A 26,513-nucleotide genomic window follows, 5' to 3' on the forward strand; every position below is an offset into this window, starting at 1 on the left:
AGGGTCGCCGCCATGTCGCGCAACCTTTGCCTTACCCGCCAATGCCTGGGCCTGGTCACCCGTATCGAATGCTCCATTCGCCCGCTCGCGGGGGATAACGGCATGTGGACCTTATTGTTTGCTGCCGGCATGACCGGCGAGCAGCCGTCCACCATCAAGTCCCAAGGCCCGTTCCATGGGCCATTCGTGGCGGAAACCATTCTGGAGTCGATTGTGCAAAGCCTGACCTTGCACGGCTATGCGCTGGCCGATGACCCGCAGATCTGGTGCCTGCACCTGCAGGCCCATCTGCGACAACTTAACGGCGGGCGCTCGCACCCGGTCAGCGATACCCACCACTGATCGTTCCCACGCTCCGCGTCACTAGTGTCCGGTAAAAACCAAAGGGGGAGCTTGCTCCCCCTTGTTGTTCGCGACTGTCAGTCATAATCGGATTTTTCAGACTCGATTTTGACCCATGTTTACCAGTACCCGTTTAGCCCACCTACTCAGTGCGATCCCGCGCCAGTTCTTTCGGCAATCCACCGAAAAGCACCAGGCTGATCGCTACGTCAAACGCTGCACGAGCTGGCAATTGCTGGTGACACTGGTCAGCGGCCATATAACCCAAGCTTTAAGCCTGCGGTCCTTGGCCACTTTTTCCGAAACGCTAAGTCCGCATAGTTACCATCTTAAAGCGGGGCCCGTCGCCCGATCGACCCTGTCAGATGCCTTGAACAAGCGAAACTACCGGCCATTCCAGGATCTTTGCCAATTGCTGTTGAGCGGCATCAGCCGCCAGCAGCGCAAAGAAGTCGGTGCCATGATTAGCCTGCTTGATTCCACGTCAATCACTTTGCGCGGACCTCACTTTGATGACTGGACAGCCTCCACGAAAACCCGCATCACGCAGGGCCTGAAAGTACATGTCGGACTAGATTTGGCGCAGTTGGCCCCGGTGTACGTCAACATCACTCCTGCCAACGTCAACGACCTGAGCGATGCGCTGGAAATGCCGATTCAGGTCGGCATGACGTATGTCTTTGACAAGGGATATTGCGATTACAACTGGTGGCACCAGTTGCAGACCAAAGGAGCCTTTTTCGTCACCCGCCTGAAAAAAAACGCCAATATCAAAGTGCTGCACAAGCACTCGATCGCAGCCGAGCAAAGCCCCGTCATGACCGACGAAGTCATCCTGTTCGGAAAAAAGCATCTAGGCGGCAAGCGTCTTAATGACTACCGAGAAACGCCGGCAAGACGCGTGGTGGTAGAACGCGAGGGACACGCCACGCCGTTAATTCTGGTGACCAATGACTTCGTAAGATCAGCCGAAGAAATCGCGGGATTGTATAAAGATCGCTGGAAGATCGAGCTGTTTTTCAAGTGGGTCAAGCAACATCTGAAACTCAAACGCTTCTACGCATTCTCTGAAAACGCCGTGCGTCTGCAGATTTACAGTGCCTTGATCAGCTACTTGTTATTGCACCTTTACCATCGTCGCTCAGAATTTACCGGTTCGTTGTTTGAGCTGACGGTTCGCATATCTCATGTCCTGCACGAACGGCCCGCGACGCCAGAATTGAGGGATCGACGAAGGCAGGAGCGAGAAAAGCTGAAGGCTGCCCAAGGCAGCCTTCAGCTATGAAACATGTTTACCGGACACTAGTGACGCTCCGCGTGGGAATGCCGCCCCGGACGCTCCGCGTCCCGCAGCCAGCGCAGGTTCAAGCCGTGGGCAGGTGACGCGGAGCGTCACGGGATGCATTCCCACGCGGAGCGTGGGGACGATCGGCGGGGTTACTTGCTCTCGGGCTTATCCAGCTTGACCTCAAAACCGTATTGCACGGTGTTCAGTTCGGTGCGCTGGTAGCTTTCCAGGCTGGTGGGCTGGCCGTAGAAGTAATGCACATCAAACAGCGCCGTGCCGTATTCCTCGGCGCGGTGGCTCACGCCGAGGATTTCCTTGAGGTACTTGCCCGTGGCGTCCTTGGCGTAGAAGCGCCAGCTGTCGGCGGGGAATTCCTTTTGGTCGACGATCAGCGCGTTGTCCTTGAGCGACAGGCCTTTAGGCAGCTTGGCCACGTCTATCGTGTTTTTTTCGATGGTGGCCAAAAACAGCGGCACCGAGCCCACCACAAAGGCCGGGTTTTCCGGGAACAGGTTGAGGTCATAGGTGAGTGTGCCGCTGCCGGCGTTCAGCTCGAAGGCCTCGGTGGGCAGTTCAATCGGCTCGCCGCGCTCGCCTTTGTCGTCCGCCGTGAAGAAGGTGATGGGCGCGTCGCTGTTGTTGCGATCAGCACCGACCAGGTCGTCATTGAACGTGAACGGGTGGTCAAACACGATCTTTGCCGCGCTGGCGTCTTCGGTCGACTGGGTGATGGTCACGCTTTTTTTCAGCTGGTCCTCGGTCATGGCGGCGTCTTTAAGCCAACTGGCGGCGCTGTCGTCGTACACGGTGACCGGCATCGGCAGCGCTTGCACGCTGCTTTGCAGGCTGTTCTTGTCGAAGCGCTGCACCGGCAGGTCCAGGTCTTTGCGGGTGAGGGTGGCTTTGGAGAAGTCCAGTACATCGACCTGCAGGGTGTCGATCAGGCCATTGAAATACACCTTGGCGTAGTGGCTGCTCTGTTTGTGCTCGAAGGCTTTTTGTTCGTCGGTGAGTTGTTTTTCAAAGGCATCCGACCAGGCCTTCTGCTTTTGCATCTCGGCCAGTTGTTTCTCGTAGAACGCCACTTGCGCGGCATTTTCGTTGATTGAACCCGAGCGGGTCAGGTACTGCCCGGTGCTGTCGCGGGCCTGCACCAGCAATGGGTTGGGCGATTCATCGCCGACTTCCGGCGCCAGCGGTTCGCTGTTGGTCAGTTCAATCTCGGCGTAGTTTTTTTCAAGCAACAGCAGGTTGAGGGTGATATTGCCTTCGGTGCGCTTGTGGCCTACGTCTTTTTTCGACAGGTCGAAGGTCAGCACCTTGCCCGGCGCGACCACTTCAACCGAGCCTTTGAGGCTGACGGGCTGCGGCTGGCTCTTGTTGTCGGTCTCGACGCCTTCGATAAACGGGTAGGTCACGGTCAAGTCATCGGGGTTGGTCAGGTTGGAGCTGCTGGGGCTCAACTGGATACCCGGGTCGGTTTCCGACCATTCCGGCTGGAAGGGGATGACTTTATTGTTGCTCAAGGTCACCGACTGCCATTCCAGGCCGTGGGGGAAGGGGAACTGGTCGGGGCTGTTGAAGCTGAACGGGAATACCGGCTGCAAATCGGTCAGGTAGTCGGAGTGCGAGGCTTTGCGCAGCACGAACAGGCCGTTGATGTAGGTGTCGACCAAGGCTTGGGGCGTGGGGTAGTGCGTGAGCAGGGCCAGGGTATCTTCACCGTATTCGGCTTCGATGGGCTTGTTGGCGAGCTTGACGCGCGCCCGTTCCAGCAACAGCAGGGAGCCGCCGAGGTCGGCGATGGCGTCTCTGAGTTTGGGGTCTTGAATGCTGTCCAGCGATTGTTCGAACTTTGCTGTTTTCTCTTCGAGGGTGGCCTGCTTCTGCTCTTCTTTCGGGGAGCAGCCACCAGCCATCAGCAACACCGCACACAGGCCAAGGGTGGCCAAAGGGGATCGCACATCCGTCATCTGAATCTTCCTGTCCGACATCATCGAGCCGAGTGAGAGGACTCGACACTAGCAGAAAAATTCTCTTACAGATGCCGTACAGATCAGTTTTCTCGTGGTTCCAGCTGTTTGGAGGCGGCTGGTATACTCGCGGCCATTTTTAGCCTGGCTGTGTGAGATCTGATGGAACGCTTTATCGAAAATACGATGTACGCCTCGCGCTGGCTGCTGGCGCCGATTTACCTGGGGCTTTCCCTGGGTCTGCTGATCCTGGCGCTGAAGTTTTTCCAGGAAATCATCCACGTCCTGCCCAACATCTTCACCATGTTGGAATCGGAAGTGATCCTGTTGCTGCTGTCGTTGATCGACATGGCGCTGGTCGGCGGTTTGCTGGTGATGGTGATGATTTCCGGCTACGAGAACTTCGTCTCGCAGCTGGATATCGATGAGAACAAAGAAAAGCTCAACTGGCTGGGCACCATGGACTCTTCGTCGCTGAAGATGAAAGTGGCGGCTTCCATCGTGGCGATTTCGTCCATCCACTTGCTGCGGATCTTCATGGACGCCAAGAACGTCGATCCGCAGCATTTGATGTGGTACGTGATCATCCACATGACCTTCGTGGTCTCCGCGTTTGCCATGGGTTACCTGGACAAGCTCACCAAGCACTGATGCCCCGCGTTAGCCTTACTGCGTCACAAAGTAGTAAGGCTGGCGGCCGATCTTCATTTCCTTGATCACGTTGACCTTCTCGCTCAACTGTTCGGTGCGGTCCAGCAACGCAATGTTGCCGGGCTTGGCGGTGAGGAAGCTGCGCAACTCGGCTTCGGTCTGCAGGATCGGCAAGTACGCCTGCAGATAGAACACGCTGGCCCCGGCGATACGCTCGTTAGGCTGGAACAGCACCACGTCCTTGCCTTCGGTTTGAAAGGCTTTGGCCTGGCTGATCACCGGCACGAACGACTCGCGTTTGTCGGCCTTTGGCGCGAACCAGAACGCGGCGCTCATATAGCTGAGGATGGCCAGGGTAAAAGCACCGACGATCACACGCCGGTGGTAGCGGTAAATCGCAGGTTTGTGGGCTTTAAGCCATTCCAGCAACACCCCGGCATATTCCGCGGCCAGCACGGCGGCGGCTGGCGTGAGGGCCATCAAATAAACCGTGCGTTTACTCGACGCCAGGGTCAGCAGGGTGAACTGCGCCACCAGCCACACGCTGAAAAACAGGCGGTAGCGGTTGCGCACCAGGCTTTTGCGAAAGTGCCACAGGCCCAGGTACACCAGGATATTCCACGGCAAAAAGGCTTCGGGCAGCTTGGCGATGTAGTAGTAGATCGGTTCGTAATGCCCGGCCTCGACGAAGGAGCCGCTGAAGCGTCCTACGCTGTTGGTCCACAGCACTTCAGCCACCGCCTGCATACCGCCGCGCTGGAACAGGAAGCCCAGCCAGATCAACAGCGGCACCAGCGCCAGCAGCGTGAACAACGCCGGCTTGAGCCAGTCGCCGATGCGCAGGCGTTTATCCATCAGGCTGGTGCTGAGCAAATACACAAAAATCACAATGCCCGGCATCGCCAGGCCCAGCACGCCTTTGCTCAACGTGGCGATGACCATGCCGACGGTAAACATCGCCCAGGCCCAACCACTTGAGCCTTCGCGATCAGTCCGCACGGCCTGGTAGAACCCCAGCAGCGCTGTGGTCACGCCGAGGCTGAGCAATGAGTCCTCACCCACGCCGCGCACATTGCCCCAGTAACTGGCCATGGTCGCCAGGATCAGCGCGGCGCAGAACGCCAGGGTTTGCGGCCGCCCGAACTTGCGCAGCATCGCGTAAAACAGCATCACACTGAACAACCCGGCGAACGCCGACGCCAGGCGCACCGCCCAACTGGTGCCGCCAAACAGGCGAATGGCGCCAGCATCCAGCCACAGGCTCAGGGGTGGTTTTTCCAGGAAGGGTTCACGGAACAGGCGCGGGATCACCCAGTCATTGTCCAGGTGCATGGCCATGGCGATCCCGGCGACGCGGGCTTCGGTGGAGCCTTGCAGCTCATGGCTGCCAAGGGCGAAGAAGAACAACACAGCAACGAGAAGGAGCAGCAGAGGAACGGGACGCGTCATGGTTCTGGCTACCGAAGCAGGGGACCGCTCGGGGGAGCGGCCATGTTAATCGGTCAGTATATGTATCCGTTTCTTAACATTTCGTGAACGAGTGTGGGGTTTTTGTACGGCTCGCTCAGCCCCGTATTCAAGGCAGTTTCAAGCTGGTCAGCGCCGCTTTGCCTGGCTCGGTGAGTACCGGTTCCAATTGCGCCCAGGTGAAGCTCAACTCATTGTCGCAGCCGTCGCCCGTGGCGCGCGTGGAGAGTTGCAGGCCTTGAGTGTTGAAGCTCAGTTCGAAACTGTCGTAACTGGTGATTGCCGGGCAGCCCTCGTCAGTGGTGGTTTGTTTGGCCAGCCAGGCGCTGAAGGTGGCAGGCAACTTCACGTGCCCGGAGTAGACGTCATACCATTGTTGTTGGCCACCGAGCCAGGTCCACGGGTCAACACGTTCGCCGGTTTGCAGGTTCCAGGAGTGCAGCCCCCAACTGATGCCTCGCGCGCCGGTACCCGCCGCCCAGCGATAGAACTTTACGGTGATGAATTGCGATGACCAATACGTAGGCTCGACGTCGATTTCGCTGGTGTAGCCCGAGCCGTTTCGTGCGAGGTAGTCACGGCGCTCCTGGAAGTAATCCGCCTGCGCCTCATCGCTGACGGCCAGAGCCGCGAGTTGCTGGTTGATCTTCTGAATCGCCGGGCTGTCGCCTTCGAGCTTGATCGTGACCTGTGCGCCTTGGGCCTTGAGCAAATAAGCGTGGTTTTCGAAGCCTTTTTTCTCGGTCTTCACCGGCAGCGGCGCGGCTTCCATGGGCGCGTTGTAGGCGTCGCTGCCGCAGCCGTCGGTGCTGATGCGTTTCAAGGCCAGTGGCAGCGATTTGGCGTCTTTGGTTTTGCTCCAGGCGCCCGCGAGCGTATCGCCCTGAGGTTTGTCCAGCTTCCACAGCCCGGTATTGCCGGCTTCCACCCACGGTGCGTTGTCGTTGGCCTGGGTCAGTTGGATCGGCGTGAGAATGCGCTGGTAGTAGTAACTGCCCTGTTCGCCGTCGGCGCCGTTGAAACAGGCGGTGATGGCGGATTTACCCAGCGTGCCCTGCCACACGCCCGCGAGGTCGGCGGCGTTGGCGAGAAAGGGCGTGAAGGCGAGGGCGATGACGGCGAGGGGCTTGAGCACGGGTATCTGACTTCCGGTTGTCTGATAAAGGTCGTCAGGGTAATGGGAAAGAGGTGCCTACGAAACCTGGGGCGATTCAAACACCTTCTTTTTAGATAAGGTAACTCTCGGTTTTTATATCCTTAGTCATTAAGAATATTGGTGCCTGGCAGCTTGGCAGGGTACTAATCGCTACTTTGCCCCTTGGCAGTTCGGGCGTTCTACTGCTGCCTAACCAAGGCCTGTCACCCATGGAAAGCCCGAGCATCGAATACACCGACAAACAGCGCTGGTTTGCCTTAACCAAGATCAATACCCTCTCGGCACTCTCGCAGATCGTGCAGATCGGCACCGTTACGCCACTGCTTTCGCTGTCGCTGGAACAGCAAGGCGTGGAGCCGGCCAAGATCGGCGTGATTGTCAGCGCCTCGTGGCTGGCGATCCTGCTGCTGTACAAATGGGTGCCGCGTTTGCTCGCCCACCTGGGGCTGGTCAAGACCAACATCCTCAGTGCGGTGCTCACCGTTGGCGCATTGATCGGCATGACCTTGACTCACCACCTGGTGCTGATTTTTGCGCTGAATTTTGTCCTCGGTATCGGCCTGATCCTGCGCTGGATCGCCTGCGACACCTGGATCGTCGCCGTCGCCTCCAAAGATGAACGCGGCCGCGCGATTGGCGTACACGAAACCCTCATGGGCCTGGGCATCGCCGTCGGCCCGCTGCTGCTGGTGGTCTTCGGCGTCGGCAGCGCCGCGCCTTACTACGCCTGCGCCGTCATCGTCCTGCTCTCCGGCCTACTGGCACTCACCCTCAAACCCTACGACACCCAACCACAAACCCCGGCAGAAAAACGCCACGGCAAATTATTCAGCGTCATCCCCACCGCCCTCTGCGGCGCGTTTATCGCCGGCTTCGCCGAAACCTCATCCGTATCATTCCTGGCCGGCTACAGCCTCTCGGCCGGCTACCTCCTCACCGCCGCAACCCTGCTGATCTCCGTCTTCGGCATCGGCGGCACCCTGCTGCAACTGCCCATCGGCTGGATCGCCGACCGCAGCTCCTACAAAATCGGCCAACTGGTCTGCGGATTGATCCTGCTGCTAGGCACCCTCGCCATCCCATTCAGCCAGCCGCTTCCCTGGTTGGCGACGCTCATCGTATTCCTCTGGGGCGGCGCGATTGGCGGCATGAACACCCTGGCCGTGATCGAAGCGGGAGATAGGGTGGGGGAGCATCAGGTGTCTACGGCGATGACGGCGATTGCGATGTTTTATACGTTGGGGAGTGTGTTGGGGCCGATTGCTACGGGGGCGATGGTTTCTTATGTGAGTGGGGATGGGTTGATGATTGCGGTGGGGGTGGTGGGGGTGGTTTTTGTGGGGATGTTGGTGGTGCGTAGAGATCCGGCGCGGGGGTGATTGGGGGCGAATTTCAGGTACAAAAAAAGACGTCCGTGGACGTCTTTTTTGTTGAAGGGCCTTCGGCGTAAATGCCGTTGAGCTGTAGGTATGGTGGTTTACTAAAATTGGATGTTTCATTTGGCGAAAATTCTCGCCACAAAGAAGGGGTGAAATCAAGCAGTGTTCATTCTGCTGGGGGCGCTCCAAGAATAGACGGATCGACTCGGAACCTCTTTTTTGACGCTCTCGTCGAGTGGCGTTCAGCAGGTCTATTGCTGAAGCAGAGGGGCGTCAATTGACCCGATGAGTGAATGATTTCGCTATGTGAAGGGTTTTTTTGCTTTCCTTAATAAGTAAGGTTGTTTTTTATTTATGCCTTAAAAATATATATAAACTTGTCAAAAATAGTTGAATATTTAATTCATCTGCGCGCGTTCAGCATCTAATCTATAAACTCAATTACGGAGGGGGATTTATGTTGATCTTTATGAAGTCGATGATTATCGGACTGTGCATAGCAGCCCCCGTCGGCCCAATAGGCCTTTTATGTATACAGCGCAGCCTTATGCGAGGCTGGAGGTCAGGTTTTGCAACAGGGTTAGGGGCAGCAACCGCCGACGCAATGTATGGCTTTATAGGCGCGTTAGGGATCACCGCGATTATCACAACACTGATTATGTTCAAACCCTGGCTGTGCATTTTCGGCGGGCTTTTTCTGGCGTACATCGGCTACCAGACGATAAAGTCAAAGGAGCCTGCAACCGCCTTGTCGGGCGAACGGGCCGGCATGATGAAAGCCTATTCGACGACATTGCTTTTGACCTTATCGAACCCGATGACCATCTTGTCGTTCATCGCCATATTCGCGTCAATGAGCGATGGCATGGTCGGCGACCAAGGCCAGCCTTCAGTGTGGCCAATGGTGACCGGTATATTTCTAGGTTCCGCGGTTTGGTGGCTTGGATTAAGCGGTTTTTCCTCCGCATTCAAAACCAGAATATCCAAGTCAAAACTCAAATTGATTAACTACTTTTCCGGATCGACCATCACCGTCCTTGGTGCGTATCAAGTGGTCACCGGTGTCATGCTTGCCGCTGCTGCATAAGGGCCACAGGGAGCGTGCAGCGGCCCCTATTAAAGCGTTAGGGGCTGCATTTTTAACTCGATATAGGCTATCAAACGTCCTATCGCGAGATAGATGTCTGATACGGTTGCACTGCTAAAAGTAAGCGTCTGCCCAACACATCTTGCTCAATGTTCAGCGTTTGTCTGGGAGAAGGAAATCTACCTCGTAGATACCCCGTGCCGCACGGATGGTCACAGGGGGTGTGACTGGCCTTATCTCACTCAACTCCCATGCGAGCCAGCCATCCTCAAAATAGCTTGCACAGGCCGCTTGCATATCAGCGAGGATGAAGGGACGCACGGCTTTCACGCGCACAATTGCCACGGCAATACCGTTATCGTCTTCGTCCCCATCGTTATGGAGAAATCGCTCGTTTTCCACAATCAGGAGATCCTCGCAAGGATCTAAGTCTGGAAGCCAACGACGGACTTCGAGGATTTTCTCGCCAGAAGCGATTCGGCCGCCACTGGGCCGTACAATTGATAAAGCCTTTATGGCTTTCTCCTAAAAATTAGACGCTTGGAAAATAGTCGCTTCGACAGGATTCCACTTATGCGGCAGAAGCTCGGTAATCTTCACTCTGTTGGGCAGCGCTTCAAAAGTGAAGCAGTTCGTCGTTTGTTTTTTGTAGAGTTTTCATGGGCTGAAAATAGGCTAGCACTTACTACTTTTTTGATGGATTATTTTTTAATGGAAATTGTATGAGCTTCATTAAAATTTTCACCTTTTTTCACGGAAGACCTTCATGGATCGTATAGACATCAAAATCTTGAGCGTGGTGCAAGATTTGGGGCGCATTTCCATTACCGAATTGTCAAAGCACGCGGGCCTTTCCATTCCTGCCACAACTGACCGTCTGCGAAAGCTCGAGGATGGGGGAATCATTTCTGGCTATTGTGCTCAGGTTGATCCAGCGAAGCTGGGGTTTGGCATATCAGCCGTTGTCGGCATGACGACCTTCAAACCATCAAAATCCAAGTTGATCGCGACGCTCAACGACATCCCAGAGGTCGTTGAATGCCTGCACGTTACGGGTAATGACTCTTACCTTATTAGAATCTATGCCAAGTCGATGGCAGACATTGAGAGCGTTATCGCGAAGATTAATAATTATGGCGAAACGCGCACCAGCATCGTTTTATCGGTACCAATCGAGAGAAGGAAACTGGTCCTCGTCGACAGATAGAAGCTGGTTACAAAGGGGGGACCCTCCTGCATGCCAAGATGAGTGCCAGGCCAGTGCCGCCAGATCCTTAGTCGGGTGCGATGTTTATGTGGTGGCAGGAGAATGACTGGCCGTCAGCCATGTGCAGTCCATACCTCGAGCTCTGCCCAGCGGGTCAACGGCCGCCGATAGCCTGCTTGTTTTGAACCAAGGTGCGCCGAGGATTGAAGGTTCTTAAGGCCGAGTTGCTGCGTAGCAAATCGGCCTTTTGATTTTTACTACTGCGGGGAAGGTGATGTGGCGGTTGTGGGGTGCAGTACGGACAGCACCCGCTCGATCAATAACTCACCCAGCACGATTAATTGTTGGCTGCCCAAAAGCTTTTGACGGTTTTCGCCTTCGAGTTCGAAGGCTAGGTCAGTGGTGATAGCGTTCAGCGAGGCCAGGGTTTCGCTGGCTTGAATCAAGAGGGTTTCTGGGTCGATGTCTTGAGCGACCGTGAAAAGGTTCGCTGGGGGATTTGGGGTGATTTTTTTCATGATGAAGCTCCCACACTGTTTAAGGAGCTGCCGCCCCCTGCTGTCAAACAGGATTGGGTGGCAGCTGTACGCGGGTTGACAGGCCGGAAGTGTAGGAACCCGGCGCACCCGAAGATGCCCCACGCACAGCCGCCATGAACGAGACGGGATGCGTGAAGCATGCCGTTAAATCATGGGGTGTGAAAGGTTACACTTTTCGGCCTGTCAAAGCCGGTCGCTGATGAGCAGCGACGGGGGAACGTTAGCGTTGTGGTGGGTGCTGCGCCAGTTCACCAACGGCGCGACATCTTGAAGGAAAAATCCGAAGGCCCGCCGGCTGGGCTTTCCAGCCTCCAGAAACAACAAAACCCGCACTAGGCGGGTTTTGTCGATGCTTCGAATTGGTGGAGCCGGGGGGATTTGAACCCCCGTCCGCCAGTACTCCGCTGTCGGTACTACATGCGTAGCCGTTTCTATTAAGTTAACCCTCAGCGACCCGAAGGGCAGGGTGCTTTGGGCGAGTTGTGTAAGTTTTAGCCGCTTCGTCCACAACGTACTGCACGGCGATTCTGTTCTATATGACAATCACTTTGGGTTTACAGACATCCCCTGGTGATTGCTGGACCCGAAGGTACCAGAAGCTCAGGGCTAAGGCTGCTTACGCAGCGAGAGCGAATTCCTGGCCGTAGTTTTCGTCATTGGCAACTATAAGAAGTTGCAACAGTGGATTTACGAGTTCTGTTACCAACTCGGCATGCACCTAAAGTTTCGCGACCGGCGTCGAATCCTAAACGGCCCCGTGCTTGTAACTCGTTGTTTCTTAGTGAGTGACAAGCCTGTGCAGTGTACGCCAAACCGTCACGGAAGGCCAACCCGAAGGTTGGCCCTCAGCGAGTGAACCGCTTATTGGCCGCCTTTGTCGCCGTTCTGCAGATCTTGCAGGGCCTTGGAGGTGATCTCGATGCATTTTTTGTCATCGCCAGCGGCGTGCGCGGCTTTGGCCTGGGACACGGCGGTGTCAATTTCGCCCTTTTTGCCACTGGTGTCGGTGGCGAGCAGGGCTTGGCCGTTGTTGATTTTGTCCAGGTTGATTTTGCACAGGTCCGGCTCGCCGGCAGCAAAAACAGGCGAGGCCAACATTGCGGCGGTGATGAACACGCCAGCAAGAGCAGTACGCTTCATGGGGTATCTCCTTGAGCAAATAAGGCTCGATGCTGCGCCGAGGCGGGGCAGCCAGCGAGGTCACGGATGAGCCTCGTTCGCCGAGGCCTATTCAAGTGACTGCGCCGGCACGCAGGGGTTCTGTTTTATTTGCAGGTTTCATGGGCGCGGGCCTGGGTGACGCGGTCTACGAGGTAGACCAGGCCGTGGTAATCGATACCGCCATGCTGGCTCAGGCCGATCTCGCAGGTGCGGCTGGTGGAAATGCCTTCGCTGCAATGTTGCACCGCGTCCTTGAGCGAGCGCAGTGAGTGGGCGTTGAGTTCCGGGGTGGTGAAGCCTTTATCGCCAGCGAAGCCACAGCAGTGAATGCCTTCCGGGATCACCACGGTGGTGGCGCAGCGCCGCACAAGGTCGATCAAGGCCTGGCTTTCGCCCAGGTGCTGGGTGCTACAGGTGACATGCACGGCGATGGGGGCTTGCTGTGGCGTGAAGTCGAGGCGGTCCATCAGGTGGGTGCGGATAAAACGCACCGGGTCGTAGAGGTCCAGGCGGGTTTCGCCGAGGTCTTGCACCAGCCGCAGGGTGCAGGGGCTGGTGTCGCAGTAGATCGGGTCGAGGCCGCCACGGCTGGCGTGGAGCAGGGCGCCGATCAGCTCCTGGCGCTTGTGCTCGGCTTGTTCGGCGTAGCCTTTGGAGGCAAATGGCTGGCCGCAGCACAGGCTGTCCTGGTTGTCGGGAAACACGACTTGGTAACCGGCTTTTTCCAGCAGGCCGCGGGTTTTGTCGTACAGCGACATCTGCTCTTTATCGTCGGCTGATGGGCCCATGGCGCGTGAGACGCAGGCGGCCAGGTAAACCACGCGCGGGCGCTCGTCTTCAACTGCCGGGCTGAAGCGGATGGCTTTTTCCGGCTGTGGCATGGCATTGCTCCACTGCGGGATCTGCCCCTTGGACAGCTGTGTGATTTTTGCCGAGAGCTTCGCCAGGCGAGGCGCGCCCAGCAGCATGCGCGCGCCATTGGCGACATGCAGGGTAAAGCGCGCACCTTGCATGGCCGTGGAGAAATGGCCGGCCAGCCAGTCGGCGGTTTTCGTACGGTCGGCGTCGCGAGCACGCAGCTTTTTCACCAGGTCGCCGGTATTGATGCCGACCGGGCAGCGTTGCGCACACAACCCGGTGGCGGCGCAGGTGTCGATGCCTTGGTAATGGTAGGCCGCTTCCAGTTCGGTGGTGTCGACGCCTGCGCGTCTCTTTGCCTGGATATCGCGCCAGATCACGATGCGCTGGCGCGGGCTGAGCGTCAGGCCTTTGGAGGGACACACTGGCTCACAAAAACCACACTCGATGCACTTATCCACAAGCTCGTCGGCCGCAGGCAGCGGTTTAAGGTGCTTAAGGTGGATTTGCGGGTCTTCGCTCAGCACCACGTCGGGGTTAAGGATGCCGTTGGGGTCGAGCAGGCGTTTAAGCTGCCACATCAACTGGTAGGCATCGCTGCCCCATTCCAGCTCGACGAAGGGCGCCATATTACGGCCGGTGCCGTGTTCGGCTTTCAGCGAACCTCCGAACTCCACGGCTACCAACTGCGCCACATCGTCCATGAACGCCTGGTAGCGTGCGACTTCTTCACTGCTGTTGAAGCCTTGGGTGAACACGAAATGCAGATTGCCTTCCAGGGCGTGTCCGAAAAGGATTGCTTCGTCGTAGTGATGTTTGTCGAACAGCTCGATCAAGCGGTTTACGCCGATGGCCAGTTGCTCGACCGGGAAGGTCACGTCTTCGATGATCACCGTGGTGCCGGTTTTACGCACGGCGCCGACGGCCGGGAACGTGTCTTTGCGGATGGCCCACAGGCGGGCGTTTTCCAGCGGGTCTTGGGTGAAGTCGACCTGTTTTTCTACCGGGAAGGCGGCCAGGGACGCCATGATCAGCGCCAGTTGTTCCTGGAGTAATGAAGGTGATGCGGCACGGGATTCGATCAGCAGCGCGCAGGCGTTTTCCGATAGCTGCTGTACGAAAGCCGGCATGCCGGGTTTGTCCTGCACCGAGCGCATGCTGCGCCGGTCCAGCAACTCAACGGCGGAGACGGGTTGGGTTTTGAGCACCGTCACGGCATTGCAGCAGGTTTCCACGTCCGGGAACACAATCAGCGCCGAGGCCTTGTTCGGGTGGTCGATCACCGTGTCGTAGGTCACTGCGCTGATAAAACCGAGGGTGCCTTCGGAACCCACCAGTAGGTGGCTGAGGATATCCAGGGGTTCATCGAAATCCACCAAGGCGTTGAGTGACAGGCCGGTGGTGTTTTTCAGACGGTATTTGTGGCGGATTTTTGCAGCCAGTTCGGCATTTGCCCGCGTCTCCCGGCCCAGCGTGGCCAGGCGCTCCAGCAGCTCGCCATGCTGTTGGCGAAAGGCGCTGACACTGGCCGCGTCCTCGGTATCCAGGCGGCTGCCATCAGCCAGTACCAGGCGGATGCCGGCCAGGGTGTGATACGTGTTTTGCGCGGTGCCACAGCACATGCCGCTGGCATTGTTGGCGACGATGCCGCCGATCTTGCAGGCGTTGATCGAGGCCGGGTCGGGGCCGATCTTGCGCCCGAACGGCGCCAGCCACGCATTGGCCTGGGCGCCGATCACGCCGGGTTGCAGGCGGATCTGCGTGCCTTGGCCACGAATTTCGCGGCCATTCCAATTGTCGCCCAGCACGATCAGCACCGAGTCGCTGATGGCCTGACCGGACAAGCTGGTGCCGGCTGCGCGGAAGGTCACGGGTACGCGGTCGCGCTGGGCCAGGTGCAGCAGCGCCACGACTTCGTCTTCTGACTCCACGCGAACCACCAGCTGTGGGATCAGTCGGTAAAAGCTGGCGTCAGTGCCGAAGGCGAGGGTGGAAAGAGGGTCGTCGAAGCGACGATCTTTCGGGATCAGTTGTGCGACGTCGCTCAGGAAAGCAGCAGGCAGGCTCATCGGTCCTCCAGAAATAGCTGACGCCGGCATCGTTGTCCGGCGTCGATTCTTACCCTGTTACGCGCAGGTTTTAGTGCACCAGCATACCGGTGAACCAGTAGGCCTGCGCCAGCGTGATCAGCCCGACGATGGTGGCAAAAAACAGGCTGTGCTTGAGGGTAAAGCGGAACAGGTCGGACTCTTTGCCCACCAGGCCGGTGGCGGCGCAGGCCACCGCGATTGATTGTGGCGAGATCATCTTGCCGGTCACACCGCCGCTGGTATTGGCTGCTACCAGCAAGGTGTCGTTGACGCCGATCTGATGCGCCGTGGTGGCTTGCAGCGAGCTGAACAGGGCGTTGGACGAAGTGTCGGAGCCTGTCAGGAAAACCCCCAGCCAGCCGAGGAACGGCGAGAAGAACGGGAAGGCAGCGCCGGTGCCGGCCAATACCAGGGCCATGGTCGAGGACATGCCGGAGTAGTTGGTGACGAAGGCAAACGCCAACACCATGCCAATGGACAGGATCGGCCAGCGCAGTTCGTAGAAGGTCTCTTTTAAAGTGGTAAGACCAGTCTTGAGGTTGATTTTCAACACCAGCATCGAAATCAGTGCAGAGAAGAAAATCGCGGTGCCGGTGGCTGAAATCGGGTCCAGCTTGAACACGGCCGGAATCGCCGTGGGGTTGGTGACGATCGGGGCGACCTTGATCACCAGTTGATCCAGGTGCGGGATCGCGAAGTTGAACACCCAGCTGTACATCGAACCGCCGGCGGCGAACATCGCTTTGAACGGCTTGAGCGTCCAGATAGTGACCAGCACGGTGAGGATCAGGAACGGCGACCAGGCTTTGAAAATCTGCCCCAGGCTGTAAGGCGAGGCGACGGTTTGGCGTGGCTGGCCGAAGCCACCTGCGCTGGCGGTGACCGCTGCGGCGGAGGTGGCGCCGGCAATTTGTGCGCCGGCGCTGCGTTTGGGCTGCCAGACTTTCAGGAACAGCGTCAGCGCTACCAGGCTGGCCAGGGCCGAGGTGATGTCCGGCAGTTCCGGGCCGATGAAGTTGGAGGTGAAGTATTGGGTGACGGCAAAGCTCAGGCCCGCTACCAGTGCGGCTGGCCAGGTTTCGCGAACGCCGCGCAGGCCGTCCATCATGAACACCAGCCAGAACGGCACGAACAACGACAGCAGCGGTAACTGGCGGCCGGCCATGGCGCCGATCTTGAACGAATCGATACCGGTCACTTGCCCGGCGACGATGATCGGGATGCCCAGCGCGCCGAACGCTACAGGCGCGGTGTTGGCGATCAGGCACAGGCCGGCGGCGTACAGCGGGTTGAAACCCAGGCCCACCAGCAGTGCGGCAGTAATTGCCACAGGGGCCCCAAAACCGGCTGCGCCTTCAAGGAAGGCGCCAAAGCAGAAGCCAATCAACAGCACCTGCAAGCGCTGGTCATCGGTAATCGACAGGACCGAGCTGCGGATGATTTCAAACTGCCCGCTCTTGACCGTCAGTTTGTAGAGGAATACGGCAGCGACGATGATCCAGGCGATGGGCCACAGGCCATAGGCAAACCCGTAACCGGCGGCGGCCAGCGCCATGTCTACCGGCATCTGGAACGCGAAAATCGCCACCAGGATCGACAGCGCCAGGGTGATACTGCCTGCCACGTGGCCTTTTAGGCGGAACACGGCCAGTGCCAGGAAGAAAAATACGATCGGGATAACGGCGGCCAGTGCGGACAGGCCAAGGCTGCCGAGTGGGCTGTAGAGCTGTTGCCAGGTTTGCATGATGGGGTGGCCCCTGATTGTTGTTGTTTGGTCAGCTTGGATAATTGGTAATACCAATTTACAGTCGCTGTTGGCTAGAGTAAAAGCCTTGGCAGGGGTGTGTCAATTTGCCGCCCACGAAACTTTGGTCGTAGCGGTGTAGGTGAGGTGTTCTGGTTGGGTCAATCGAAGGCGTTCTGATAGGTGCCGCAAGCGCGGCGATAGGCGAGAATAGAGGGCCTGGCGAGTGGTCGGGTTTGTGGAGAGTGAGTTATGGGGTTTGATCAGGTGCGTCAGCGCCGTTTGTCTGACGATATTGTCGAGCAGCTTGAGGGCATGATCCTTGAGGGCACGCTCAAGTCGGGCGAACGCTTGCCAGCCGAACGCGCTTTGGCTGAACAGTTTGGCGTGTCGCGCCCTTCGCTGCGGGAGGCGATCCAGAAACTCGCGGCCAAGGGGTTGTTGGTCAGTCGTCAGGGCGGCGGTAACTATGTGGCGGATTCTCTGGGCTCGACCTTCAGTGATCCGTTGCTGCACCTGCTGGAAAATAACCCGGAGGCTCAGCGGGATTTGCTGGAGTTTCGTCAGACCCTGGAAGCGTCCTGTGCTTACTACGCCGCATTGCGTGCTACTGAGGTCGACCGCGAGCGGCTGACCGCAGCGTTTGAGGCGCTGCAGGATTGCTACACCCGCGCCGATGAAGTTAGCCGGCTGGAAGAGGGCGCAGCGGATGCGCGCTTTCACCTGGCCATCGCTGAGGCCAGCCATAACGCCGTGTTGCTGCACACCATTCGTGGGCTGTTCGATTTGCTCAAGCGTAACGTGGTGACCAATATCGGCGGCATGTACCAGCAGCGTACAGAAACCCGCGACATGCTCATCAGTCAGCATCGGGATTTGTATTTGGCGATTATCGAAGGGCGCGCCGAGCAGGCGCGGGAAGTCTCAACACGTCACCTGCTCTATGTGCAGGAAGTGTTGGAGGAGGTGCGTCAGGAAGTTCAGCGCGTGGCCCGGGCGGAGCGACGTAAAGGGATGTAGCCCGCGTGGGCTACACCGTCACAAGGATTACTCTTCCTTGCCCTTGTTGCGCACGGCGCGATGCAACTCACGGTTGGAGTCGCGCTCACGCTCGGTATCGCGCTTGTCGTATTCCTTCTTGCCCTTGCCCAGCGCGATCTCGCACTTGACCAGGTGCTTGCTCCAGTACCAGGACAGGCAGATACAGGCATAGCCTTTCTGCTGTACGGCGGCAGCGAGCTTTTCCAATTCGCGGGCGTTGAGCAACAGCTTGCGCGTGCGCACCGGGTCGGCAATCACGTGGGTGCTCGCGGTGGTCAGCGGGGTGATATGACTGCCCAGCAGCCATGCCTCGCCATCTTTGAGCAATACGTAGCTGTCGACCAGTTGCAGCTTGCTGGCGCGCAGACTTTTTACTTCCCAGCCGGCCAGGACCAGACCAGCCTCGAACCGATGTTCGATGAAGTAATCGTGTCGCGCCTTTTTATTTTGCGCGATGGTCCCTGTGGGGTGTTTCTTTTGTTTAGCCATAGGGGCGGCATTATAGGGAGTTGCGAGCGTGTCGGCTACGGTCAACCTGCGTGCTTGAGCGTGTTGGACGAATCCCGGACAATACCGGCAGTTCTCTGGTTTTTTTCTCTCGCGGATCGGGCTGTTCTTTCGCGATGTTTGCCTCAAGCAGTGGAAGTAACGCTCACATGACGACGCATATTCAACGTTCGGCTTTATTGCCTTATCCGGCTCAGGCGCTCTATGACCTGGTCAATGACGTAGCGCGTTACCCGGAATTCCTGCCTTGGTGCTCAACCGCCGAAGTGCTGGAAAGCAGTGATGAGCATATGGTCGCCAGTGTCGGGGTAGCCAAGGGTGGGCTTAGCCAGCATTTTGTTACGCGCAATGTGCTGGTGCCGGGCAAATCCATTGAGATGAACCTGCAGGAAGGGCCGTTCACCCAGTTGCATGGGGTATGGGTATTCAAGGCGCTGACCGACAAGGCCTGCAAGATCAGCCTGGACCTGTCCTTTGATTACGCCGGCCCGATTGTGCGGGCGACCTTGGGGCCTTTGTTCAACCAGGCGGCCAACACCCTGGTGGATGCATTCTGTCAGCGGGCCAAACAACTGCATGGTTGAGATTGAAGTGGTGTACGCCGCTGAGGACCGCCAGGTCTTGCTGGCGGTGACGGTGCCTGCGGGCACCAGCCTGAGGGCTGCGGTGCTGGCGTCGGGGATTGCTGAGCAATTTCCAGGCTTGGTATTGGCGGATTGCCAACTGGGCATATTCGGCAAAGTGGTCGCCGATGCGCACGTGCGTGTTGCGCAGCCAGGTGATCGAATTGAGATTTATCGGCCCTTGCTGGCAGACCCCAAGGAAGTGCGCAGGCTGCGTGCGGCCAAGGCGGCCTTGGCGCGGCAGCAGAACCCATAAGGCTGCCAATCGGCAGGCAACAAAAAGCCCGGCATGCCGGGCTTTTTATCGAGCGCCGCAAAATTACTGCGGGCTGGTGTCCAGAGGCTGTGGCGTCGGGACAGGAACGGTCTGCACGCCGTCGACGTCCTTCTGGATCTGATCCAGCAAGGAGCCAGGCTTGGCCGGTACTTCGGACTTAGGCTTCTCTGCTTCCTGCGCTGGCGCAGTCACATTGGTGCCGTTGTCCTTGCCGAGCAAGGCTTCATCACGGCTTACGCCGGGCATGAAGTCACCGGACAGGCTCACAAGCTGGTCATTGCCATTGAAGATGACACTGACGCGCTCCTGCTGGCGCTCACCGCCACCTGGCTGGATGCTGTAGAGATAATCCCAGCGATCGGCATGAAAAGTGTCGGTCAGCAGGGGGTTACCCATAATAAACCGTACTTGCCGTCGGGTCATTCCCGGGCGTAACTGGTCTATCATGTCCTGCGTGACGACATTGCCCTGCTGGATGTCGATTTTGTAAACCCCGGGGAATGAACAACCGGCGAGTGCGAGCAGTCCCACAAGGGTGAAACTGGTTAGCAAGAGCTTGGTGTTTTGCATCGGTGGGCGACTTCCACTATCTTGGCTGGGACAACGTAAACGCCGATCATACCCGTATTAAGAGAAGCTGCGAAGCAGCATCCGCGAGAAAGCTAACCATGGTTGAAAATAGCGAACTACGCAAAGCCGGTCTTAAAGTGACTCTGCCACGAGTCAAGATTCTACAAATGCTCGATTCTGCTGAGCAGCGCCACATGAGTGCCGAGGATGTTTACAAGGCGCTGATGGAGTCTAACGAGGACGTTGGCCTGGCCACGGTTTACCGTGTGCTGACCCAGTTTGAAGCCGCAGGGCTGGTGGTTCGTCATAATTTCGACGGCGGTCATGCAGTGTTCGAATTGGCTGACGGTGGTCATCACGATCACATGGTTGACCTGGATACCAATGAGGTTATCGAGTTCACCAGCCCGGAAATCGAGAAGCTCCAGCACCAGATCGCTGAGCAGCATGGATTCGATTTGGTGGACCATAATCTGGTCCTGTACATCCGTAAGAAAAAGTAAAAATCGACACAGATTTGCTCTGTGAAACGATAGAAGGCGACCCTAGGGTCGCCTTCGTGCTTTCTATAAGAGAGAAAATAGAGCGAAAAAAGCTCGGTTCAAGCCTTGGCTGCCACTACCATCTTCTTCGCGTGGGCCAGGGACTCTTTCGTCAGGTCGATGCCGCCCAACATCCGCGCCACTTCTTCTACCCGCTCCGATTTGTTCAGCTTGGACACGGCCGTATGCGTCGCATCGCTGCCGCGCACTTTGTGTACAAATAAATGCTGATGCCCTTGGGCGGCCACTTGCGGCAAGTGAGTCACGGTGAGCACCTGGCCACGCTCCCCAAGGCGGCGCAGCAGTTGGCCGACAATCTCCGCCGTCGGCCCGCCAATCCCCACGTCCACTTCGTCGAATACCAGCGTGGGTACCCGCGAGGTCTGGGCGGTAATGACCTGAATCGCCAGGCTGATCCGCGACAGCTCACCGCCGGACGCCACTTTCGCCAGTGCCTTGAGCGGCTGGCCAGGGTTGGCGCTCACCAGCAGCTCCACCTGTTCCAGGCCATGGGGTTGCAGCTCGTTGCTGGTGTTGGCGTGCAGCTCAATGGTGAAGCGCCCGCCAGGCATGCCCAGGCGTTGAATTTCCTGCTCCACGGCACTGGCCAGGCTGGTAGCGGCTTGCTGGCGCAGGTCGCTGAGCTCGCGGGCCTTTTCCTGGTAATGGCGGGCGAAGGAGGCGAGTTCATCGCCCAGCCGTTCAATGGATTCATCATTGGCGTTGAGGGTTTCGATCTCATCCAGCAGCTTTTGCTGCATCGTCGCCACTTCGGTCGGCTGGATGCGGTGTTTGCGCGCCAGGGTATAGATAGTGTCCAGACGCTCTTCGATTTCTTGCAGGCGCGCGGGGTCGGCGTCGAAGTGGTCCAGGAAGCGATTCAGTTCCCCAACGGCTTCTTCTACCTGGATCTGCGCACTGGTCAGCAGGGTGGTGGCTTCGCTCAAGGAGCCCGACCCGCTGTTCACGCTCGATAGGCGATTGAGGCTGGCGGTCAGTGCGTTCAGTACATTGCCCGAATCACTTTCGCTGCATTGCTCCACCACTTGCCGGCAGATACCCAGCAGGGTTTCGGCGTTGGTCAGGTTTTTGTGTTCCTGCTCAAGTTGCTCCAGCTCGGTTTCGCCAAGGCCCAGGCTCTCCAGCTCTTCAAGCTGATAGCTGAGCAGTTGATGGCGAGCGCGTTGTTCGTCGCCGGAATTGGAAAGTCGCTCCAGCTCCTGGCGGGTTTGCCTCCAGCGCTGGGCGGCAAGCTGCACCTGGCGCGCCAGGTCGGTGGCGCCGGCGTATTCGTCGAGCAGGCGGCGATGAGTGTCGGTTTTCAGCAAGGATTGGTGTTCGTGCTGGCTGTGGATATCGATCAGCAACTCGCCCAGTGCCTTTAAATCGCCAAGCGGGCAGGGCGTGCCATTGATGTAGCCGCGTGAACGACCTTCCGCCGTAATGACGCGGCGCAGGATGCACGGGCCTTCATTATTAAGGTCGCGCTCAGCCAGCCAGGCCTCGGCTTCGGGAATATCGGCCAGGTCGAACGTGGCCAGAATGTCGGCCTTGTCTGCGCCGGGGCGTACCACGCCACTGTCGGCGCGGTCGCCCAGGGTCAGGCCCAGGGCGTCGAGCATGATCGATTTGCCGGCGCCGGTTTCGCCTGTGATTACGCTCATCCCGCGATCCAGTTCGAGATCCAGGTGTTCAACGATGGCGTAGTTATGTACGGACAGGTGCACCAGCATGACGGCCGCTCCCAGGCTTTAGGTCTGGTTATTTATACAGTGTTTTATTCAGGGCTGGCAATCCTGGTGCTTAGCTCAATTTGCTTGAGTGCGCGGATTTTTTAGCGCAAAGCGCAATGACGCTGCCGGAATTGATCCAGAGCAAGCGAAAGACTTTTGGTAACGCCTGCGCCCTTGAACCTGAAAATTGTGGCCCCATATACCGGAACAGAAGCGCGAGTTGAGTTCGCGCATGATTTTGAAAGGAGAAATCTATGGCTGACGAACAGACGCAGGATACGCAAACTCCAGACGCCAATTCGGCTGCCGGTGATGAACTGGCAACTCGTGTGCAAGTGCTCGAAGAGCAATTGGCCGCTGCGCAGGATCAATCTTTGCGTGTTGCCGCCGATCTGCAGAACGTCCGCCGCCGTGCCGAGCAGGATGTCGAGAAAGCTCACAAATTCGCGCTGGAAAAATTCGCCAACGACCTGCTGCCGATTATCGACAGCCTGGAGCGTGGCCTTGAGTTGTCCAACCCGGATGACGAAAACATCCGTCCGATGCGCGAAGGGATCGAGCTGACCCTGAAAATGTTCCAGGACGCCCTGAAGCGTTATCAGTTGGAAGCCATCGATCCGCAAGGCGGTGAGCCGTTCAATGCTGAGCATCACCAAGCCATGGCCATGCAGGAAAGCCATGACCTGGAGCCCAACAGTGTACTGAAAGTGTTCCAGAAGGGTTATCAGCTCAACGGTCGCTTGCTGCGCCCGGCGATGGTAGTGGTGAGCAAGGCTCCTGCACCCGTTGCACCTTCTATTGATGAGCAGGCTTGAAATCAGTCGTAACGGCCCCATCTATAAGTCAAGCGTTTAAGTGCTACCGCAGTTAGCCACCACTGCTGCGGCAACCTAATTAAAGTTTCGGGAGAGTAAATCATGGGCAAAATTATCGGTATCGACCTGGGGACTACCAACTCCTGCGTCTCCGTGCTGGAAAACGGCGTTGCTAAAGTTATCGAAAACGCCGAAGGCGCGCGTACCACGCCGTCGATCATTGCTTACGCCAACGACGGTGAAATCCTCGTAGGTCAGTCGGCCAAGCGTCAGGCTGTGACCAACCCGCACAACACCCTGTACGCGGTTAAGCGTCTGATCGGTCGTAAGTTCGACGAAGAAGTCGTACAGAAAGACATCAAGATGGTCCCTTACAAAATCGCCAAGGCTGACAACGGTGACGCCTGGGTTGAAGTAAACGGCCAGAAAATGTCGCCGCCGCAAATCTCGGCTGAAATCTTGAAAAAGATGAAGAAAACCGCCGAAGACTACCTCGGTGAAGCCGTGACTGAAGCGGTGATCACCGTTCCGGCCTACTTCAACGACAGCCAGCGTCAGGCGACCAAAGACGCCGGCCGCATCGCTGGCCTGGACGTAAAACGTATCATCAACGAACCCACCGCAGCCGCTCTGGCCTACGGTATGGACAAGGCCAAGGGCGACCACACCGTGATCGTTTATGACCTGGGTGGTGGTACTTTCGACGTCTCCGTCATCGAGATCGCTGAAGTTGACGGCGAGCACCAGTTCGAAGTGTTGGCCACCAACGGCGACACCTTCCTGGGTGGTGAAGACTTTGATATTCGTCTGATCGACTACCTCGTTGACGAATTCAAGAAAGAAAGCGGCATGAACCTTAAGGGTGACCCGCTGGCGATGCAGCGCCTGAAAGAAGCCGCTGAAAAAGCCAAGATCGAGCTGTCTTCGGCTCAGTCGACCGACGTGAACCTGCCTTACATCACTGCAGACGCCACTGGTCCTAAGCACTTGAACGTGAAAATCTCCCGTTCCAAGCTCGAAGCGCTGGTTGAAGACCTGGTACAACGCACCATCGAGCCTTGCCGCATTGCGCTGAAAGACTCCGGTATCGATGTTGGCTCGATCAACGACGTGATCCTGGTTGGCGGTCAGACCCGTATGCCACTGGTTCAGAAGCTGGTCACCGAGTTCTTCGGTAAAGAAGCACGTAAAGACGTGAACCCGGACGAAGCGGTTGCCATGGGTGCTGCGATCCAGGGTGCGGTATTGGCCGGCGACGTGAAAGACGTTCTGCTGTTGGACGTCAGCCCGCTGACCCTGGGTATCGAAACCATGGGTGGCGTGATGACCGCGCTGATCGAGAAAAACACCACGATTCCTACCAAGAAATCGCAAGTGTTCTCGACTGCCGACGACAACCAGGGCGCTGTGACCATTCACGTGCTGCAAGGTGAGCGTAAGCAAGCCGCTCAGAACAAGTCCCTGGGCAAGTTCGACCTGGCTGAGATTCCACCAGCACCACGTGGCGTGCCGCAAATTGAAGTGACCTTCGACATCGATGCCAACGGTATCCTGCACGTAGGTGCCAAAGACAAGGCGACCGGCAAAGAGCAGAAGATCACCATCAAGGCCAACTCCGGTCTGTCTGATGAAGAAATTCAACAGATGATTCGTGATGCTGAAGCCAACGCTGATGCGGATGCCAAGTTTGCTGAGCTGGCCGGTGCACGTAACCAAGGCGATGCCCTGGTTCACTCGACGCGTAAAATGGTCTCCGAAGCAGGCGACAAAGTGACCGCCGAAGAGAAGACCGCGATCGAAGCAGCTGTGGTTGCCCTGGAAGCCGCCATTAAAGGCGACGACAAGGCTGCCATCGAAGCCAAGGTTGAGGAGCTGTCGAAAGTCTCCGCACCGGTTGCCCAGAAAATGTACGCCGAGCAAGGCCAGCCGGCAGAAGGCGCTGCACAGCACGCAGAGCCTGAAGCCAAGCACGATGATGTTGTCGATGCCGAGTTCGAAGAAGTCAAAGAGCAGAAGTAAGTTGGTTGCCCGGTTGACCGCTATCAAGCGGTGACTGGTAGGATGTCGCCGCGCGGGAGCTTGCTCCCGCGTTGGCGTGTCTGGGGTATGTGAATTTTTACAGCATGCGACAAGGTTCGGGTGCTGGCGGTGTGATCGGGAATGCTCCTGCTTTCCGAGCAGTAAATACCGCATTTTTGGCCGGGTCCCTGGCTAAAAAGTAGTTATGACCAGGATCGTTGAATTGACGTGAGTTGGGTCCGGGCCTGTATTGGGGCTCAACGAGTTCGGCAAGGCTCAGGAGGGCCGGGCTGAACGTCCTTAAGAGTGCAAAGACTTATGGCAAAGCGTGACTATTACGAAGTGTTGGGTGTGGAGCGCGGCTCCAGCGAGGCGGACCTGAAAAAGGCTTACCGTCGCCTGGCGATGAAGCACCACCCGGACCGTAATCCGGATAGCAAAGAATCCGAAGAGATGTTCAAAGAGGCCAATGAGGCCTACGAATGCTTGTCTGATTCCAGTAAACGCGCGGCCTACGACCAGTATGGCCATGCCGGTGTCGACCCGAGTATGGGTGGCGGCGGTGCCGGTTTTGGTGGTCAGAACTTCTCCGATATTTTCGGCGACGTGTTCAGCGACTTCTTTGGTGGCGGCCGTGGCGGTCAGCGCGGCGGTGCCCAGCGTGGCAGTGACTTGCGTTACACGCTGGAGCTGAACCTGGAAGAGGCTGTGCGCGGTACCACGGTCAATATCCGTGTGCCGACACTGGTCAATTGCAAGCCGTGCGACGGTTCGGGGGCCAAGAAGGGGTCCTCGCCGATTACCTGTCCGACCTGTGGCGGTATTGGCCAGGTGCGCATGCAGCAGGGCTTCTTCTCGGTGCAGCAGACCTGCCCGCGCTGCCATGGCCAGGGCAAGATCATTTCCGATCCGTGCGACTCCTGCCACGGCGAAGGTCGTGTCGAAGAGTACAAGACCCTTTCGGTGAAAGTGCCGGCGGGTGTTGATACCGGTGACCGTATTCGCCTGTCTGGCGAAGGCGAGGCGGGCACTCAAGGTGGCCCGACGGGCGACCTGTACGTGGTGATCAATGTGCGTGAGCACTCGATCTTCCAGCGTGATGGCAAACACCTGTTCTGCGAGGTGCCGATCAGCTTTGTCGACGCGGCATTGGGCGGCGAGCTGGAAATTCCAACCCTTGATGGTCGGGTCAAGCTCAAGATCCCGGAAGGCACACAGACCGGCAAGCAGTTCCGTATCCGTGGCAAAGGCGTTGCGCCGGTGCGCGGTGGCGGTGCTGGCGACTTGATGTGCCGTGTGGCGGTGGAAACGCCGGTCAATCTGGGTCGCCGTCAACGCGAACTGCTTGAAGAGTTCCGCAGCTCGTTGGAAGGCGATGACTCCCATTCGCCGAAAACCACCGGCTTCTTCGATGGCGTTAAGCGCTTCTTCGGCGACTTGTAAG

The 26,513-nt window shown here is 57.7% G+C and carries 25 protein-coding genes and 1 other RNA gene; 14 read left to right on the forward strand and 12 right to left on the reverse strand.

Features of this window, described 5'->3' with window-relative positions:
• The first annotated feature begins 12 nt into the window (after positions 1-12).
• Entirely contained in the window at positions 13-342 is a 330-nt protein-coding gene (locus AB4P96_RS06165; RefSeq protein ID WP_099547625.1) for a hypothetical protein, read from the forward strand.
• A 115-nt stretch (positions 343-457) separates the two neighbouring features.
• Positions 458-1,627, forward strand: a complete 1,170-nt coding sequence (locus AB4P96_RS06170; RefSeq protein ID WP_099549335.1) for an IS4 family transposase — start codon at positions 458-460, stop codon at positions 1,625-1,627.
• A 152-nt stretch (positions 1,628-1,779) separates the two neighbouring features.
• Here AB4P96_RS06170 and AB4P96_RS06175 read toward each other — a convergent pair whose 3' ends face one another.
• Entirely contained in the window at positions 1,780-3,603 is a 1,824-nt protein-coding gene (locus AB4P96_RS06175) for a hypothetical protein (RefSeq protein ID WP_017139292.1), read from the reverse strand.
• Positions 3,604-3,765: 162 nt separating this feature from the next.
• Between AB4P96_RS06175 and AB4P96_RS06180 the strand changes: the two genes are divergently transcribed.
• Positions 3,766-4,254 carry a TIGR00645 family protein gene (locus AB4P96_RS06180; RefSeq protein ID WP_017139291.1) on the forward strand — a complete coding sequence of 163 codons (489 nt, stop codon included), beginning with the start codon at positions 3,766-3,768 and terminating at the stop codon, positions 4,252-4,254.
• Positions 4,255-4,269: 15 nt separating this feature from the next.
• Here the strand turns inward: AB4P96_RS06180 and AB4P96_RS06185 are convergent, their stop codons facing one another.
• Together AB4P96_RS06185 and AB4P96_RS06190 are read right to left on the reverse strand one after the other, a co-directional pair.
• On the reverse strand, positions 4,270-5,703 hold the full coding sequence (locus AB4P96_RS06185) for a glycosyltransferase family 39 protein (RefSeq protein WP_017139290.1): 1,434 nt from the start codon (positions 5,701-5,703) through the stop codon (positions 4,270-4,272).
• A 127-nt stretch (positions 5,704-5,830) separates the two neighbouring features.
• Positions 5,831-6,856, reverse strand: a complete 1,026-nt coding sequence (locus AB4P96_RS06190; RefSeq protein WP_395600609.1) for a hypothetical protein — start codon at positions 6,854-6,856, stop codon at positions 5,831-5,833.
• Positions 6,857-7,086: 230 nt separating this feature from the next.
• On the opposite strand from AB4P96_RS06190, the gene AB4P96_RS06195 reads away from it, so the two are divergent.
• Both AB4P96_RS06195 and AB4P96_RS06200 read left to right on the forward strand, forming a co-directional pair.
• Positions 7,087-8,256 carry an MFS transporter gene (locus AB4P96_RS06195; RefSeq protein WP_395600610.1) on the forward strand — a complete coding sequence of 390 codons (1,170 nt, stop codon included), beginning with the start codon at positions 7,087-7,089 and terminating at the stop codon, positions 8,254-8,256.
• Between the two features lie 457 nt (positions 8,257-8,713).
• Positions 8,714-9,343, forward strand: coding sequence for a LysE/ArgO family amino acid transporter (locus AB4P96_RS06200; RefSeq protein WP_017139287.1), 630 nt, complete (start codon positions 8,714-8,716; stop codon positions 9,341-9,343).
• A gap of 153 nt (positions 9,344-9,496) precedes the next feature.
• Here AB4P96_RS06200 and AB4P96_RS06205 read toward each other — a convergent pair whose 3' ends face one another.
• Positions 9,497-9,859, reverse strand: coding sequence for an ASCH domain-containing protein (locus tag AB4P96_RS06205; RefSeq protein WP_329607343.1), 363 nt, complete (start codon positions 9,857-9,859; stop codon positions 9,497-9,499).
• A 57-nt stretch (positions 9,860-9,916) separates the two neighbouring features.
• Here AB4P96_RS06205 and AB4P96_RS06210 point away from each other — a divergent pair, with 57 nt between their 5' ends.
• Together AB4P96_RS06210 and AB4P96_RS06215 are read left to right on the forward strand one after the other, a co-directional pair.
• Positions 9,917-10,069, forward strand: a complete 153-nt coding sequence (locus tag AB4P96_RS06210) for a hypothetical protein (RefSeq protein ID WP_176991789.1) — start codon at positions 9,917-9,919, stop codon at positions 10,067-10,069.
• Between the two features lie 40 nt (positions 10,070-10,109).
• Entirely contained in the window at positions 10,110-10,550 is a 441-nt protein-coding gene (locus AB4P96_RS06215; RefSeq protein WP_099547630.1) for an Lrp/AsnC family transcriptional regulator, read from the forward strand.
• 257 nt (positions 10,551-10,807) lie between these two features.
• Here the strand turns inward: AB4P96_RS06215 and AB4P96_RS06220 are convergent, their stop codons facing one another.
• From AB4P96_RS06220 to AB4P96_RS06240, 5 genes are all read right to left on the reverse strand, one after another.
• On the reverse strand, positions 10,808-11,068 hold the full coding sequence (locus tag AB4P96_RS06220; RefSeq protein WP_017139284.1) for a DUF6124 family protein: 261 nt from the start codon (positions 11,066-11,068) through the stop codon (positions 10,808-10,810).
• Between the two features lie 381 nt (positions 11,069-11,449).
• Positions 11,450-11,846, reverse strand: a transfer-messenger RNA (tmRNA) gene (gene ssrA, locus AB4P96_RS06225).
• A gap of 104 nt (positions 11,847-11,950) precedes the next feature.
• Positions 11,951-12,229, reverse strand: coding sequence for a hypothetical protein (locus AB4P96_RS06230; RefSeq protein ID WP_017139272.1), 279 nt, complete (start codon positions 12,227-12,229; stop codon positions 11,951-11,953).
• 125 nt (positions 12,230-12,354) lie between these two features.
• Entirely contained in the window at positions 12,355-15,177 is a 2,823-nt protein-coding gene (locus AB4P96_RS06235) for an FAD-binding and (Fe-S)-binding domain-containing protein (RefSeq protein ID WP_099547632.1), read from the reverse strand.
• A 70-nt stretch (positions 15,178-15,247) separates the two neighbouring features.
• The gene (locus AB4P96_RS06240; RefSeq protein ID WP_017139270.1) at positions 15,248-16,942 is read right to left on the reverse strand and encodes a lactate permease LctP family transporter; all 1,695 of its coding nucleotides are present in this window, start codon (positions 16,940-16,942) and stop codon (positions 15,248-15,250) included.
• A 252-nt stretch (positions 16,943-17,194) separates the two neighbouring features.
• Here AB4P96_RS06240 and AB4P96_RS06245 point away from each other — a divergent pair, with 252 nt between their 5' ends.
• Positions 17,195-17,962 (forward strand): GntR family transcriptional regulator, encoded by a 768-nt coding sequence (locus tag AB4P96_RS06245; protein ID WP_017139269.1) that lies wholly within the window; start codon positions 17,195-17,197, stop codon positions 17,960-17,962.
• Positions 17,963-17,989: 27 nt separating this feature from the next.
• Here the strand turns inward: AB4P96_RS06245 and smpB are convergent, their stop codons facing one another.
• Entirely contained in the window at positions 17,990-18,472 is a 483-nt protein-coding gene (smpB, locus tag AB4P96_RS06250) for an SsrA-binding protein SmpB (protein WP_003176160.1), read from the reverse strand.
• 167 nt (positions 18,473-18,639) lie between these two features.
• Here smpB and AB4P96_RS06255 point away from each other — a divergent pair, with 167 nt between their 5' ends.
• Together AB4P96_RS06255 and AB4P96_RS06260 are read left to right on the forward strand one after the other, a co-directional pair.
• Positions 18,640-19,074: a type II toxin-antitoxin system RatA family toxin gene (locus AB4P96_RS06255; RefSeq protein ID WP_005791512.1), complete on the forward strand. Its 435-nt coding sequence runs from the start codon at positions 18,640-18,642 to the stop codon at positions 19,072-19,074.
• Positions 19,067-19,369 carry an RnfH family protein gene (locus AB4P96_RS06260; protein ID WP_017139268.1) on the forward strand — a complete coding sequence of 101 codons (303 nt, stop codon included), beginning with the start codon at positions 19,067-19,069 and terminating at the stop codon, positions 19,367-19,369. The genes AB4P96_RS06255 and AB4P96_RS06260 overlap by 8 nt, the downstream gene beginning before the upstream one ends.
• A 63-nt stretch (positions 19,370-19,432) precedes the next feature.
• On the opposite strand, the gene AB4P96_RS06265 is transcribed toward AB4P96_RS06260, so the two are convergent.
• The gene (locus AB4P96_RS06265; RefSeq protein WP_017139267.1) at positions 19,433-19,960 is read right to left on the reverse strand and encodes an outer membrane protein assembly factor BamE; all 528 of its coding nucleotides are present in this window, start codon (positions 19,958-19,960) and stop codon (positions 19,433-19,435) included.
• Positions 19,961-20,058: 98 nt separating this feature from the next.
• Between AB4P96_RS06265 and fur the strand changes: the two genes are divergently transcribed.
• Positions 20,059-20,463 carry a ferric iron uptake transcriptional regulator gene (gene fur, locus AB4P96_RS06270; RefSeq protein WP_017139266.1) on the forward strand — a complete coding sequence of 135 codons (405 nt, stop codon included), beginning with the start codon at positions 20,059-20,061 and terminating at the stop codon, positions 20,461-20,463.
• Positions 20,464-20,561: 98 nt separating this feature from the next.
• On the opposite strand, the gene recN is transcribed toward fur, so the two are convergent.
• Positions 20,562-22,235: a DNA repair protein RecN gene (recN, locus tag AB4P96_RS06275; protein WP_017139265.1), complete on the reverse strand. Its 1,674-nt coding sequence runs from the start codon at positions 22,233-22,235 to the stop codon at positions 20,562-20,564.
• A gap of 254 nt (positions 22,236-22,489) precedes the next feature.
• Here recN and grpE point away from each other — a divergent pair, with 254 nt between their 5' ends.
• From grpE to dnaJ, 3 genes are all read left to right on the forward strand, one after another.
• Positions 22,490-23,050 carry a nucleotide exchange factor GrpE gene (gene grpE / locus AB4P96_RS06280; RefSeq protein ID WP_395600611.1) on the forward strand — a complete coding sequence of 187 codons (561 nt, stop codon included), beginning with the start codon at positions 22,490-22,492 and terminating at the stop codon, positions 23,048-23,050.
• Positions 23,051-23,152: 102 nt separating this feature from the next.
• A complete protein-coding gene (gene dnaK, locus AB4P96_RS06285) occupies positions 23,153-25,069 on the forward strand; it encodes a molecular chaperone DnaK (protein ID WP_395600612.1) in 1,917 nt (638 codons plus the stop codon).
• A 318-nt stretch (positions 25,070-25,387) separates the two neighbouring features.
• Positions 25,388-26,512, forward strand: a complete 1,125-nt coding sequence (gene dnaJ / locus AB4P96_RS06290; protein ID WP_017139262.1) for a molecular chaperone DnaJ — start codon at positions 25,388-25,390, stop codon at positions 26,510-26,512.
• The last annotated feature ends 1 nt before the right edge of the window (position 26,513 follow it).

This window comes from Pseudomonas sp. B19125 (genome assembly GCF_044218855.1).
Classification (GTDB): Bacteria; Pseudomonadota; Gammaproteobacteria; order Pseudomonadales; family Pseudomonadaceae; genus Aquipseudomonas; species Aquipseudomonas edaphica.